This window comes from Streptococcus sp. (assembly GCF_041802885.1).
Lineage (GTDB): Bacteria > Bacillota > Bacilli > Lactobacillales > Streptococcaceae > Streptococcus.
The window spans coordinates 1-13744 of sequence record NZ_JBHCHN010000048.1; the positions used below are offsets into that span (position 1 = coordinate 1).

Sequence of the window (13744 nt, forward strand, 5' to 3'; positions counted from 1 at the left end):
ACTCTACACGAAAAAAGAAGATCAAGCTGCAGCCCTTGAGCGCCACTTGGAATTCTTTAACACACACCCATACGTTGCTTCTCCAATCCTTGGTGTAACCCTTGCCCTTGAAGAAGAACGTGCAAACGGTGCTGAAATCGATGACACAGCTATCCAAGGTGTGAAAATCGGTATGATGGGACCTCTTGCTGGTATCGGTGACCCAGTCTTCTGGTTTACTGTTCGTCCAATCCTCGGTGCCCTCGGTGCTTCACTTGCCTCATCTGGAAACATTGTAGGCCCACTCATCTTCTTCTTTGGTTGGAACATCATTCGTATGGCCTTCTTGTGGTACACACAAGAATTTGGTTACAAGGCTGGTTCTGAAATCACCAAAGACATGTCAGGCGGTATCTTGAAAGACATCACCAAAGGTGCTTCCATTTTGGGTATGTTCATCTTGGCTGTCTTAGTTCAACGTTGGGTATCTATCAATTTTACCATTGATCTTCCAGGTAAACAATTATCAGAGGGTGCCTATGTTGTCTTCCCTGAAGGAGCCGTAACCGGACCAGAACTAAAAGGTATCTTAGGAGATGCTCTTAGTGGCATGAGCTTGGATCAAGTACAAGCCCAAACTCTCCAAGGTCAGTTGAATTCATTGATTCCAGGTTTGATGGGACTTCTCCTTACCTTCCTTTGCATGTGGTTGCTCAAGAAAAAAGTTTCTCCAATCACCATTATCATCGGATTGTTTGCATTAGGTATCGTTGCTCGCTTGCTTGGTATCATGTAATCACAAAGAGTTTCCTTCGGGGAACTCTTTTGATATGATATAATAAAAGAAGATTAAATAGAAAAGTGAGTTCACATGGCACAATCATTAAACAAATCAATCGACTTTCAAACGACCGGTGTTTCTTATATGGGAATCGGTGGCAAGGTAGGAAAATTTTTAGTTGGAGATAGGGCCATTGAATTTTATCCTGATGTCAATGTGGAACTTTTTATTCAAATCCCTTGGACTTCCATCCAATCAATTGGAGCAAATGTTAGTCGCAAGAAGGTCAGCCGACATTTTGAAATTTTCACGGACCAGGGCAAATTCCTTTTTGCCTCCAAGGATACAGGCAAGATATTAAAAATCGCACGAACTTATATCGGCAATGAAAAGGTCGTTCGCCTCCCAACCTTAGTTCAAACCATCTTAGGAAAATTTAAACAAAAAAAATAAACAAAAGCAGCCACAATCCTATATGTGGCTGCTTTTTGATATCATAGATATTGATCCAGAAAGGATAGTTTTTCACGAAGTCTGAGCCGCCTGAATAGCCATAAGCGTACCCGCTCTATCAGACTGGATACGAGATAAATAACAAAAGATAGACAAAAAAGAGCCAAGGGAAGGAGCCATTCTTCCAGGTGAAGTAGGGAGATAAACTGATCGACGAGCAAATGCTTTTCAATCAAGGGATGTAAGTGAATGAGATAAACCCCAAAGCTGGCTGGTGCTAGAAAGGCAATTAGTGCACCCAACCTCCCTTGACCAGATATCTTCCATTTGGCAAAGAGGATGAAGATGGCTAAAGAAGCCAATACCAAACTAGGCGAGGGATACCAAAACCAGATTTCGCCAATCCCGTTCATCCCTAGAAAAGTAATCAAGGAGGAGAAAAGATAAAGAGCTAAAAGGAAACCTGTCTTTATTTTTTCTAAATCAAGGCGTCTTAGATAAGCACCTAAAATATACAGAATAATGAGCCAGGTCATCCCAAATCCCTTGGACAAGGAATATTCCAAAACCTTATTATTAAACAGGGCGGGTACTAAAGAGAAAACTAGAAAGATGCCCACAACAAGCTGGCCTAGCTGTTTGTCAGAAATGAAACGAAGCCCCTTGTCCAGCAAGGGTTTGAATACCAGGAGTCCAAAATAGGCTGTCACATACCAATATTGACTCGTGACAACCGGAAAGAAGGCGCCCAGCCAATCATTCCCATCCAGCTGATAACCAAAGAGGTTGAAACAAACTGTGATGACAAGCGTATAAAAGAGGACCTGTAGCCAAAGTAGGGCGATTTTGGATAGTTTCGACTCCGAACCAAGCCCAATATAACCACTAATCAAGCCGTAACAATTTACGGCCACATAGGCAAATATTTGCATAAACCAAACAATGAAAAAATAAGCATCCTCTCTACCATCCACGGCATCACGTAAACCGCCCTTTCCCAAAATATGGGTCAGAACGATCATAAACATTGACACAATTCTCAACAAATCCAAATTATGAAAATAGGTCTTTTCTTTATTTTCTAACATGCAACTATTGTACCATAGGCTGTTACATAAAAAGCTCTGGTAAAAAACTCTTAATATTCATTTTACATTCTTGTCATTTTTATGTATAATAAGTGTAACGGATAAGTAGAAATTGCGCTTCTTCCAGAAAGTCTGCGGTCGCTGCGAGCAGATAGAGGCCATTTTTGAAATTCTACCGTGAATACAATTTAATAAGTAATAAGTGCACACATGTGAAGCTGGATGGAACCGCGGTAAATATCGCTCCAGCAGTTCCCATGTGTGTTTTTTTATCAAGAAAGGAAGACCCTATGCTCGATTTAAAACGCATTCGCACAGATTTTGACACCGTCACTGAAAAACTAACTAACCGCGGTGTTGCGGCCTCAACCCTTACTGAACTCAAAGACCTGGACTCCAAACGACGCGAGCTGCTGGTCCAAGCAGAAGAACTTAAGGCCAAGCGCAACACTGTTTCTGCTGAAATCGCCCAAGCCAAGCGCAACAAAGAAAATGCAGATGACAAGATTGCTGCCATGCAGAACCTATCAACTGAAATCAAGGCCCTGGATGCAGAATTGATTGCTATTGACGAACAAGTTACCGCAATCATCACCATCCTGCCAAATACTCCCCACGATTCTGTCCCAATCGGAGTAGATGAAGAGGATAATGTTGAAGTTCGCCGTTGGGGTACACCACGGATCTTTGATTTTGAGCCCAAAGCCCACTGGGATCTAGGTGAAAATCTAGACATCTTGGACTGGGAGCGTGGAGCAAAAGTCACAGGTTCCCGCTTCCTCTTCTACAAGGGCTTGGGTGCTCGTTTAGAACGTGCCCTCTACAACTTTATGCTGGATGAGCACCTGGCGGAAGGCTACCAAGAGGTCATTCCACCCTATATCGTCAACCATGATTCCATGTTTGGCACCGGCCAATATCCAAAATTCAAGGAAGATACTTTTGAGCTGGCAGATACCAACTTCGTCCTCATCCCAACAGCTGAAGTGCCTCTAACCAACTACTACCGCGATGAAATCTTGGATGGCAAAGACCTGCCCATCAACTTCACAGCCATGAGTCCATCCTTCCGTTCTGAAGCTGGTTCTGCTGGCCGTGATACCCGTGGTCTTATCCGCCTTCACCAATTCCACAAGGTAGAGATGGTCAAGTTTGCCAAACCAGAGCAGTCCTACGAAGAACTTGAAAAAATGACCGCTAACGCAGAGAACATCCTGCAAAAACTGGGCCTGCCATACCGCGTTTTGGCCCTCTGTACAGGTGACATGGGCTTCTCAGCCGCTAAAACCTATGACTTAGAAGTCTGGATCCCAGCGCAGAATGCCTATCGTGAAATTTCTAGCTGTTCCAATACTGAAGACTTCCAGGCTAGACGGGCCCAAATCCGCTACCGTGACGAAGCAGATGGCAAGGTCAAACTCCTCCACACCCTCAATGGTTCCGGTCTGGCCGTGGGCCGCACTGTCGCAGCCATTCTTGAAAACTATCAAAATGAAGATGGCTCTGTGACCATCCCAGAAGTTCTTCGGCCTTATATGGGTGGAGTAGAAGTTATTAAGCCATAGGAGGAAGGGTTAATGAAAAAGAAACTCTATAAAGATAGCAATCGTAAGGCGATTGCAGGTGTTATCGCTGGTCTCTATGATTACTTTAACCTCTACGAAAATTACGGTTGGAAGTTAGAAAACGTTCGATGGGCTGTCGTCATCTTGGCCAGTTTGACCAATATACCTTTTCTAACTGCCTATATCATTCTGGCCATTCTCTTACCTGACAAGTCAGAGGTCAACTAAGCAAAAAAATGACGCAACCTGACATCGGCTATTTCGAAGAAATTCGATTTCGTCAACAAGTCTTCCGTTTAAGTTATTGAGCTCAAACACTGCACCATTAGCACCCAAAACAAAAAAGAAGAGTTTGGAACTACCCTTGTTCCAAACTCTTCTTTTTTATTCATAAGCACCGCCAGAAACACCAAAATATTCTTCCAGACTGAGTCCAGATTTGTAGATATCTGTTGCTTCTTGGCCAATATAGCGAACATGCCAGGTCTCTGTCATATAACCCGTAATAGCCTCCTTACCCTCCATATAACGGACAATAAAGCCATATTCATGGGCATGTTGAGCCAGCCAATTCACCGCGCTGGGATCCTGCAAAAGATTGCCTGACGAATCCATCAAATCAAAGGCCAGCCCCGTCTGATGCTCACTATAACCTGGCCTTGCAGAATAGCGATCCGCACTAGCCTGCCCATCCCTTGCAACATAGCTTTCGTAAAGACCTGCCTGAGTCTCATAACTTCTGAATCCACTGTACTGATTGCTGAGAGCAAAGCCATTTGCCTGCATGGCTGCATGTAGCTTCAAAAAAGCTGCTTGGGCAGTCGGATCTTCACCAGGAGCATAAGAGGCTGAAAGAGGATGTTTTTTATTGACAATCACAACCTCGCCATATTTGCCCTGAACACTGTAGTAGCTACCGTTAAACTGCGCATCCTTTGCCTGAGCAGTTCCTGTCGTCTCTTCTGTACTGGATACAGAGGATACTGTCGTTGGAGGAGTTTGGACTGTCGTACCAGTTGTCAGGCTAGTCGTACTGGCCGAATCCTTCTTTTCAGTAGAGTTAGCCTTTTCCTTTTTTTGCCCGCAAGCAATGAGTAGGAAACAAGATAGAAATACAATACATAAAATTTTCTTTTTCATATTTCCCACCTCAGGCATCACCAATCAAGTCATAGATAAGGAATGAGTCCCCATTTACACGGAGCTTAAAGACTTGAATCTTTTCTTTAGAAGCCTTTTCCCCATCTGTAAATGTTGTTGTGAAATGATTCCGAACAGTGACGAGGTAGTCATTTCCCTCTTTCTTAATATCTGTTACAGTGTAGTCCGTGTAATCTCGGTAAGCAATCCTTTGTTGAGCCACATCATTTTCAATATAGTTAGCATAGATTCGATAGATTGAGCTCGAAGTATCAAAATATTGACCAAACATAACACGACGAGCAGCAATCGAATCAGACATAGACTGAATGTAGTCTTTCATAAAGCCTGGGATTTTTGCTTCTCTTTCCTTTTCTTTCTTAGCAGCAGCTTCTTTATCAGCCTGAGCATCCACAATCTTTTCAATGATTTCATCTGAAACAGCCAACTCAGCCACTAACGTATCCTTATCAGGGCTGACCGTTAGAGCAACCTCATCTGTCGTATAAGTTGCCCCCTCATAGTTAAACTGAGCATGGATCGACAAAAGTTGGTTTTCCAAAACTGTAACTTTCTTCTCAAGAGAAGTCGTTGCTTCTTTTCCATTGATGAAAAGTTTCTTTTCATTGATAGTCGGAAGTTCTTCTGGCAAGGTCGCTTTGATCGTTTTTTCAGTTGTATTTAAAGAAATATGAACCTGATTGTTTTCTGCATCTGCCATATTTGGAACGAGTACTGTATCCACTTCACCAAATTCTGTTTTTCCAGTTAAATGAAACTCCTTTGAGATAAATGGATAGGACCCTAATGAAATTTCTTTGTTTTTTGGTAATTTTTCCTTATCCAAAATTAGGCTGTCCACATTGGTTTTAGCGAACACTTCATAGGGATAGGATATTACTTGATAACTTGGGAAAAGACCAAGGAAATCACCTGTTTTTTTCATGCCAAGCAACTTATTGCCGCGATCATCACTATAGACATAGTTTGGATCTTCGGCCATTTTTTCAAGTTCTGCTGCGACATTAGTCTGACTATCCAGATAAGCCAGAAACTTCTTAGCGTCTGCCTGCTTCCACTTGTCTTGGTTACTGCTAAAGTTAGCGGCCAGACCAGAATAATCTTCCTTGTTGATTGTATCCAACAATTCGAGGGCTGCCACATCAGACCCCGTCTTTTGGTCCATGTAGTAGAAACCACCGGCCAAGGCTAATAAGAGGGCTGCTCCAGCCACACCAAACACAAAGGCTCTCTTTTTCTTCTTAGACCAAGGCACTTTTGGCTGCACGAACGTTGCTGGAATCGAACCCTGAGTTGGTGCAGAGCCGACCTGACCAACATTGACCACTACACCGCTATTTAGAGATGTATTTTGCGAACTTGTTGAAGGCACCACAGGTTCAACCGACGATTTTTCTTCAACCGACTGCCCCGCAATAGCCTTGATTTGTTTAAAATCAAATCCTGTTTCCTTCCCTGCCATGAATTCCTGAGGCGAAGGTACCCGGCCAATTACCTGCTTAAATAATTCAACCCATTTTTCTTGTTGATTCATAGATGACCCTTCCAGAATTAGTATCCAAATGGTATGTTAAAAATATTGTAGCTATTAAAACCACCAAGTAGGCCATTAAACAAGATTTCACCTGCGATGGTTAAACCCAACAGGATAAAGAGGGTTACAATGAGACCAAACAAAAGGCTAGCTAGAATATACTTATAAAACAAATCCAAGTTTGAGTGATTCTCAGCATGGTAGAGGCTGTATGCTGCGGCTGCAGCAAAGATAAAGTAGCTAGCAAAAGTGGCAATAATGGCTAAGCTATTCAAGTTGAGTAAGGCACAGAATGCCGCCATGGCCATCAGACCAATATTTGGAGCCAAAAGACGTCCAAACCACTCAAAACTATAACCGAGTGTAAACGTCGCCTCTTTATAAACCACTCTTTTGACAACAAAACCACCTAAAACAAAGGCAAAGAAGATAAAAGCTAATGCAATAAAAATATTAATAAAACCAGAAAAGGTCATCGCTTCAAACTTCATAAAAGGAATGCTGATTGTCAAAGTAGTGAAAAAGACCAGTAAGCCAAAGGCAGTCAATCCATTATATTTATGAGAAACCGAATCCTTGGTTGGTGCTTTCAATGCCGCAAGGAACCAGGCCCAGAATTGCTTCAAGAACACCACAAATGGAGACGGTGCAGCAACCTGCATAGGTTGAACTGGTTGCCCTTGTTGAAATTGGAAGGACTGTTGTTGAGGACCCGCCTGCTGACCATTTGTTTGTTGCTGGCCAACATTCTCTTGGACATGTTGATTGGCAGGGTTTTGAATTGAGGTCGCCTCTTGGTTGACTTGTTCCTGTTGAGCAGCTTGTTCCTGTTGAAGAGGCTCTTGAGAAGCCGCTTGCTCTTGCTGAATCGGATTTTGAGTTGTGTCTTCCTCCGGCTGAGTTGCAGCTTGAGAGACCTCCGGATTAACAGGCATTTCTACACTTGTCTCCTCAGCAGTAAACTCACCTGCCAGCAGGGCAGCTTCAATCTCCTGTGGTTCTGGGCTGCGGCCATTAACAGCTTCAAAATAATCTAACCAGTCTTGTTTTTTCATCATATTCTCCTTTAATAATTATTCATTTTCCAGTATATACCGATATCCGTATTTCGTCAAGGAATTGGAGGAATTCTTGTAATAATGTTCACAAAAAACTTGGAAAACAACGATTCCAAGTTTTATTTCCTATCAGAATAAATCTATTTCAGGTAAAAAAGTAATACAGAATTGTCGTAAGGCCATTTTGTAGCAAGTGAATGACTATAGGATAAATAAGATAACCTGTCTTGTAGTAGCTGTATCCCAAAATCAAGCCACTGCTGCAATAAATAAACCAAGAAAACCAATCAGTCGGGCCATGCATGAGACCAAAGATAAGACTGGACAAAACAAGCCCACCTATGCTTAGGCCACCAAACAACTTCTTATAGAGATAGCCGCGAAAGATGATTTCTTCTGCAAGAGCTGGAAGAGGAGCCGTGATAAGCAGGGCCAGCCAGAAAGATACACCAGCCAGCAGTTGAACGATAGCGTCCTGATTGGCAGTGGTATCAATACCCCGCATCTCCATCAGGTATTGGGCTAAAGAATCGCAGCAAAACATGGCGGCATATCCAAGCAGAACAACCCCTAAACCTTTCCAGCTGAGAATTTTAGGGTCCCAAATGTTCAAGTCATTCTTCTCAGCACGCCACCAAAAAAACCAAAAGACCAGAACCGTCATCACCGCAGTAAGCAGGAAAGCCCAAGCTTTGAAGTTGGGCAAGACCAGACTTCTACGACTGTCCAATAGAAGGCTTGGCAAATAGGCGACAACTAGCAAGCCAATCGCCCGTAATACAATCCACAACTTATCCCAAACTTGTTTCAATCTTTCTGTTAACATGTTTATCTCCGTATGTATTATTTATATAATACAATTATACAAACAATGCATCATCTTGTCAATAAAAAATACTAGGTTCCCCTAGTATTTTCTAAAGCGTTGATAACGCTGTTCTAACAAATCTTCCAAGGGCAGCTGACTGAGGTGGTTCAATTCTCGAATCAACTCCGATTTGACCTGTTCCATCAGCTCTGCCGCAAAGTAGCCACGCTCAGAAATGACCTGATCTACTACGCCCATTTTCAAAAGCTCAAAGGAAGTGATTTTCATCAGTTCAGCTGCTTCCATGGCCCGACTTCCATCCTTCCAAAGGATAGAAGCAAAACCTTCTGGACTGAGGACAGCATACATAGAATTTTCCAGCATCCAGACCCTATCAGCCACTGCCAGAGCTAGGGCACCTCCTGATCCACCCTCGCCGATGATAATAGCAATGATGGGTACTTTCAGGTCGCTCATCTCCAGCAAATTGCGGGCAATTGCTTCTCCCTGTCCACGCTCCTCAGCTCCTAGACCAGGATAGGCACCAGCTGTATTGATAAAGGTCACGACAGGACGACCAAACTTTTCAGCCTGCTTCATGAGCCGCAAAGCTTTCCGATAACCCTCTGGATGGGGCTGACCGAAATTCCGTTTGAGGTTGTCCTGCAGATTCTTTCCTTTTTGAATACCGATGACTGTCACCGGCTGTTTGCCCAGACGGCCTACTCCACCAATCACGGCACCATCATCACGAAAATTCCGATCCCCGTGCAATTCAACAAAATCCTCAAAGATTCCCTTGGCAAAATCAAGGGCCGTCAAGCGAGCCTGATCGCGGGCCTGCTTGATGATTCTTCCAATCTCACTCATAGGCCACCTCCATGTAAGCTCACCAATTTCCCAATCATCTCAGGTAAATCTTGCCGTTTGACAATCTTATCCACAAATCCATGCTCCAAGAGAAATTCTGCCTTTTGAAAATCAGCCGGCAAGGTTTCACGGACTGTACTTTCAATAACACGACGACCTGCAAAACCGACCAAGCTCTGGGGTTCTGCCAGAATAATATCTCCCTCCATAGCAAAGGAGGCCGTAACACCACCTGTTGTCGGGTCGGTTAAAACTGTTAAGTAAAAGAGTCCTGCCTTGGAATGGCGTTGAATAGCTGCAGAAATCTTAGCCATTTGCATAAGGCTCATGATTCCTTCCTGCATACGAGCACCACCCGATGCTGTAAAAAGGACAACTGGCAGTGACTGCTCGGTAGCTAACTCAAAGAGGCGAGTAATCTTTTCACCCACAACGGTCCCCATGGAAGCCATGATAAAATTAGGGTCCATGATTCCCAAAGCCACCCTTTGACCAGCAATCTTTGCCAAACCTGTTAAGACGGCTTCATCCAATCCTGTTTTCTCCCTAGTCTCAGCTAATTTCTCCAGATAACCTGGGAAATGGAGGGGATTGTTGGTTTCGATTCCTGTAAAATGCTCCACAAAAGAACCCTCATCCACCAGAAGCGCCAAGCGCTCCTTGGCAGAAATCCGAAAATTATAGGAACAATGGGGACAGATTTTCTCAAGACCTAAGTCCTTCTGGTAAATGGTCTTCTTGCATCCAGGGCACTTATCAAAAAGCTCATCTGGTACCTCAGGCTTTGTTTGAGGCGTCGCTTGAACCGTTGACCGATTTGGATTGATGCGGATATACTTATCCTTTCTCGAAAACAAAGCCATACACTTTTCTCCTAGTTATTATCTTGAAATTTCGGTAAAAATTCTTCCATCAAATAGGCCGTGTCATAATCTCCTGCCACTACTCGAGGGTCGGAAATCAGGTCCCATTGGAAATCGATATTGGTGCTGACACCTTCAATCTCCAATTCATAGAGGGCCCGCTGCATCTTCATCAGAGCCTCAAAACGGTTCTCACCGTGGACAATGACCTTGGCAATCATGGAATCATAATATGGCGGAATGGTATAGCCAGGATACATGGCTGAGTCCACCCGCACACCGACACCACCGCTTGGTAAGTAAAGACTCTTAATCTTGCCTGGACTCGGTGCGAAGTTAAAAGCTGGATTTTCGGCATTGATCCGACACTCGATGGCATGGCCCTTGATTTGAACTTCTTCCTGGCTCTTCTCAAGCACTTGGCCTGCTGCAATCCGAATCTGCTCCTTGACGATATCCACTCCGGTGACAAATTCTGTGACAGGATGTTCCACCTGAACACGGGTATTCATTTCCATGAAGTAAAATTCGCCCTTGGCTTCATCCAGCAAAAATTCAATAGTTCCTGCATTTTCATAGCCAACAGATGCTGCTGCACGAACAGCTGCTTCTCCAATTTTATTGCGCAAGGTATGACCGATTGCGATAGAAGGGGCTTCTTCTAATACTTTTTGGTTATTGCGCTGTAGCGAACAATCCCGCTCACCCAGATGGATAACATGTCCATGCTGATCGGCCAAAATTTGGACCTCGATATGACGGGCTGGGTAAATGACCCGCTCCATGTACATGGCGCCATTGCCAAAAGCGGCCTGGGCTTCTGAAGAGGCATTTTCAAAGGCTGTTACCAAATCCTCTGCCCGCTCCACCTTCCGAATCCCTTTTCCACCGCCGCCAGCTGAAGCTTTGAGCATAACAGGATAGCCAATCTTTTCAGCGATGGCCTGGGCTTCCTCTGAGGTATAGACTTCACCGTCTGAACCTGGAATAACTGGAACCTGGGCCCGAATCATTTCTGCCCGAGCATTGATCTTATCACCCATGGTATCCATGACTTTGGCAGATGGGCCGATAAACTTGATACCTACTTCCTCACAGAGGGTGGCAAACTTGGAGTTTTCACTCAAAAAGCCAAAACCTGGGTGAATAGCCTGGGCCCCTGTTACGATGGCCGCAGAAATAATGTTGTTCATGTTGAGGTAGGATTCGGTCGAACGCGCCGGTCCGATACAAACCGCCTCATCTGCCAACATGGTATGGAGAGCATCTTGATCTGCTTCTGAATAAACCGCTACAGTCGCAATCCCCAATTCACGCGCCGCTCGGATAATCCGCACAGCAATTTCACCACGATTGGCAATCAAAATTTTTTCAAACACTGAGATTTCACTCCTTTAGGTCTTGGTTAGCTCCCAATAGCAAAGGTTAGAGTTCCGCTAGCTGCCAATTTACCATCCACTTCTGCCTTGGCTTCTACCACAGCAATCGTGCCACGGCGCTTGACAAACTTAGCTGTCATCACCAGCTGGTCTCCGGGAACAACTTGTTTCTTAAATTTGACTTTGTCCATTCCCGCATAGAAAACCAATTTCCCCTTGTTTTCTGGCTTGGACAATTCCAAGACACCTGCCGTTTGGGCCAAGGCTTCCATGATGAGGACACCTGGCATGACAGGATAGGCTGGGAAATGGCCATTGAAAAATGGTTCATTGATGGTCACATTTTTAATAGCTGTAATTTCGTCTTCGGATACTTCCAGAACCCGGTCAACCAAGAGCATGGGATAACGGTGTGGAAGAGCTTCACGAATGCCTTGAATATCTATCATTTCAATCGCACCAATCCTTGTCCAAATTCAACCACATCCTCATTGGCAACTAGAACTTCTGTCACAATGCCATCATGAGGAGCAGGGATTTCGTTCATGACCTTCATAGCTTCAATAATCATGAGGGTCTGACCCTTTTTCACACTGTCTCCAACTGATACAAAGGCTGGTTTGTCAGGAGCTGGTGACAGGTAGGCTACACCAACCAATGGGCTGGCCACTTCTTCCCCCTCAGCCTGAACAGCTGCTGGAGCTGCTGAGACTGTCGCTGGAGAAGGAGTTTCCACCACTGGAGCCTCAGCAACCGCAGGGGCAGCCACTGGAGCAGGTGCCGAAGCAGCTTCTACCTTTGGAAGGGCAGAGGACTCATTTTTACTAAAGACCAGTTCGTCCGTTCCATTTTTATAAGAAAATTCACGGAGGCTTGAGGCATCAAATTGAGCCATCAAGTCCTTAATTGCTGTTAATTCCATTAGTCCTCCCAACGTTTAAAGGCTACTACTGAGTTGTGGCCACCAAAGCCAAATGTATTGGAAATAGCATGCTTAATCTCCAAATCACGACCTTGACCATAAATGACATCTGCTTCGATGTAGTCGGATAATTCCTTGGTTCCTGCTGTCATCGGTGCATGGGAATGTCTCATGGCTTCGATAACGGCGATGGCTTCAACAGCTCCCGCAGCCCCTAACAAGTGACCGGTAAAGGACTTGGTAGAAGAAACTGGAGTGTCCTTGCCAAAGACTGATACAATGGCTTGGCTCTCACCCTTTTCATTAGCCGGGGTAGACGTTCCATGAGCATTGATGTAGTCAATGTCAGCTGGCTCCAAACCTGCCTCTGAAATGGCCAATTTCATAGCCTTGATGGCTCCCAATCCTTCTGGATGTGGAGAAGTCATGTGGTAAGCATCACAGGTATTGCCATAACCAACGATTTCAGCCAGTATAGTCGCACCACGTTTTTGAGCATGCTCCAAACTTTCCAATACAAGAATACCAGCACCCTCTCCCATAACAAAACCATTGCGGTCTTTATCAAAAGGAATAGAGGCACGAGCCGGGTCTTCGGTTGTAGAAAGAGCCGTTAGCGCCTGGAAGCCACCAATCGCAAAAGGTGTAATGGCAGCCTCAGCACCACCGGCCAACATCACATCTTGGTATCCAAACTTGATCTCACGGTAGGCATCACCAAGAGCATCATTTGATGAGGCACAGGCTGTAATCACACACTTACAAACACCATTCGCCCCCACTGCCATGGCAATGTTTCCTGCCGCCATATTTGGCAAGGCTTTTGGAAGAGCCATTGGACGAATCCGTTTTGGTCCCTTCTCATTCATGCGCTCGACCTGTTCTTCAATTTCCTTGATACCACCGATACCAGTGGACAAAATCACACCGAAGCGGTCGCTATCCAAATTCTCAGTGTCTAAACCAGCATTGGCTACTGCTTCATGGGCTGCATAAAGAGCATAGAGGGAGTATGGGTCATAGCGATTGTTATCCTTTTTAACAAAGTATTTATCAAAAGGAAAATCCTTGATTTCCGCAGCAATGTGAACATTGTATTCACTGGTATCAAACTTAGTCAGAGGACCGATACCAATCTTGCCAGATTTAAGACTATTCCAAAATTCTTCAGGAGTATTTCCAATAGGAGAGGTTACACCGTAACCCGTGACAACAACACGATTAAGAGTCATAAAATATATCCTTTACTTTATGGGTGAGATGGTTATTATTCCATCCAATGA

15 protein-coding genes are annotated in these 13744 nt (G+C 44.4%); 4 read left to right on the forward strand and 11 right to left on the reverse strand.

From position 1 onward, the window contains the following. Together ACEYCN_RS06110 and ACEYCN_RS06115 are read left to right on the forward strand one after the other, a co-directional pair. The coding region (locus ACEYCN_RS06110) for a PTS system mannose/fructose/sorbose family transporter subunit IID (RefSeq protein WP_373713411.1) at positions 1-775 on the forward strand (775 nt) is incomplete at its 5' end. 75 nt (positions 776-850) lie between these two features. Further along, entirely contained in the window at positions 851-1213 is a 363-nt protein-coding gene (locus ACEYCN_RS06115; protein ID WP_373713412.1) for a DUF956 family protein, read from the forward strand. A gap of 41 nt (positions 1214-1254) precedes the next feature. On the opposite strand, the gene ACEYCN_RS06120 is transcribed toward ACEYCN_RS06115, so the two are convergent. Then, positions 1255-2301, reverse strand: coding sequence for an acyltransferase (locus tag ACEYCN_RS06120; protein ID WP_373713413.1), 1047 nt, complete (start codon positions 2299-2301; stop codon positions 1255-1257). Between the two features lie 290 nt (positions 2302-2591). Here ACEYCN_RS06120 and serS point away from each other — a divergent pair, with 290 nt between their 5' ends. Together serS and ACEYCN_RS06130 are read left to right on the forward strand one after the other, a co-directional pair. Then, positions 2592-3866, forward strand: coding sequence for a serine--tRNA ligase (gene serS, locus ACEYCN_RS06125; protein WP_373713414.1), 1275 nt, complete (start codon positions 2592-2594; stop codon positions 3864-3866). A gap of 12 nt (positions 3867-3878) precedes the next feature. Then, positions 3879-4094, forward strand: coding sequence for a PspC domain-containing protein (locus tag ACEYCN_RS06130; protein WP_373713415.1), 216 nt, complete (start codon positions 3879-3881; stop codon positions 4092-4094). A 156-nt stretch (positions 4095-4250) separates the two neighbouring features. On the opposite strand, the gene ldcB is transcribed toward ACEYCN_RS06130, so the two are convergent. The 10 genes from ldcB to fabF all read right to left on the reverse strand — a co-directional run bounded on the left by ldcB (position 4251) and on the right by fabF (position 13693). Next, on the reverse strand, positions 4251-5006 hold the full coding sequence (ldcB, locus tag ACEYCN_RS06135) for an LD-carboxypeptidase LdcB/DacB (protein WP_373713416.1): 756 nt from the start codon (positions 5004-5006) through the stop codon (positions 4251-4253). 10 nt (positions 5007-5016) lie between these two features. Then, complete coding sequence (locus ACEYCN_RS06140) at positions 5017-6561, reverse strand: hypothetical protein (RefSeq protein ID WP_373713417.1); 1545 nt, start codon at positions 6559-6561, stop codon at positions 5017-5019. A 17-nt stretch (positions 6562-6578) separates the two neighbouring features. After that, positions 6579-7616: a DUF6574 domain-containing protein gene (locus ACEYCN_RS06145; RefSeq protein WP_373713418.1), complete on the reverse strand. Its 1038-nt coding sequence runs from the start codon at positions 7614-7616 to the stop codon at positions 6579-6581. Between the two features lie 148 nt (positions 7617-7764). Further along, positions 7765-8445, reverse strand: coding sequence for a lysostaphin resistance A-like protein (locus ACEYCN_RS06150; RefSeq protein WP_373713419.1), 681 nt, complete (start codon positions 8443-8445; stop codon positions 7765-7767). A gap of 81 nt (positions 8446-8526) precedes the next feature. Then, on the reverse strand, positions 8527-9297 hold the full coding sequence (locus ACEYCN_RS06155; RefSeq protein ID WP_373713420.1) for an acetyl-CoA carboxylase carboxyl transferase subunit alpha: 771 nt from the start codon (positions 9295-9297) through the stop codon (positions 8527-8529). Then, a complete protein-coding gene (gene accD, locus ACEYCN_RS06160; protein ID WP_373713421.1) occupies positions 9294-10160 on the reverse strand; it encodes an acetyl-CoA carboxylase, carboxyltransferase subunit beta in 867 nt (288 codons plus the stop codon). Before accD ends, ACEYCN_RS06155 begins: the two co-directional genes overlap by 4 nt. Positions 10161-10171: 11 nt before the next feature. Continuing rightward, complete coding sequence (locus ACEYCN_RS06165; RefSeq protein WP_373713422.1) at positions 10172-11539, reverse strand: acetyl-CoA carboxylase biotin carboxylase subunit; 1368 nt, start codon at positions 11537-11539, stop codon at positions 10172-10174. Positions 11540-11565: 26 nt separating this feature from the next. After that, positions 11566-11988 (reverse strand): 3-hydroxyacyl-ACP dehydratase FabZ, encoded by a 423-nt coding sequence (gene fabZ, locus ACEYCN_RS06170; RefSeq protein ID WP_373713423.1) that lies wholly within the window; start codon positions 11986-11988, stop codon positions 11566-11568. After that, entirely contained in the window at positions 11985-12461 is a 477-nt protein-coding gene (gene accB / locus ACEYCN_RS06175; protein ID WP_373713424.1) for an acetyl-CoA carboxylase biotin carboxyl carrier protein, read from the reverse strand. The genes fabZ and accB overlap by 4 nt, the downstream gene beginning before the upstream one ends. Then, positions 12461-13693: a beta-ketoacyl-ACP synthase II gene (fabF, locus tag ACEYCN_RS06180; RefSeq protein ID WP_373713425.1), complete on the reverse strand. Its 1233-nt coding sequence runs from the start codon at positions 13691-13693 to the stop codon at positions 12461-12463. The genes accB and fabF overlap by 1 nt, the downstream gene beginning before the upstream one ends. Between the last annotated feature and the right edge of the window lie 51 nt (positions 13694-13744).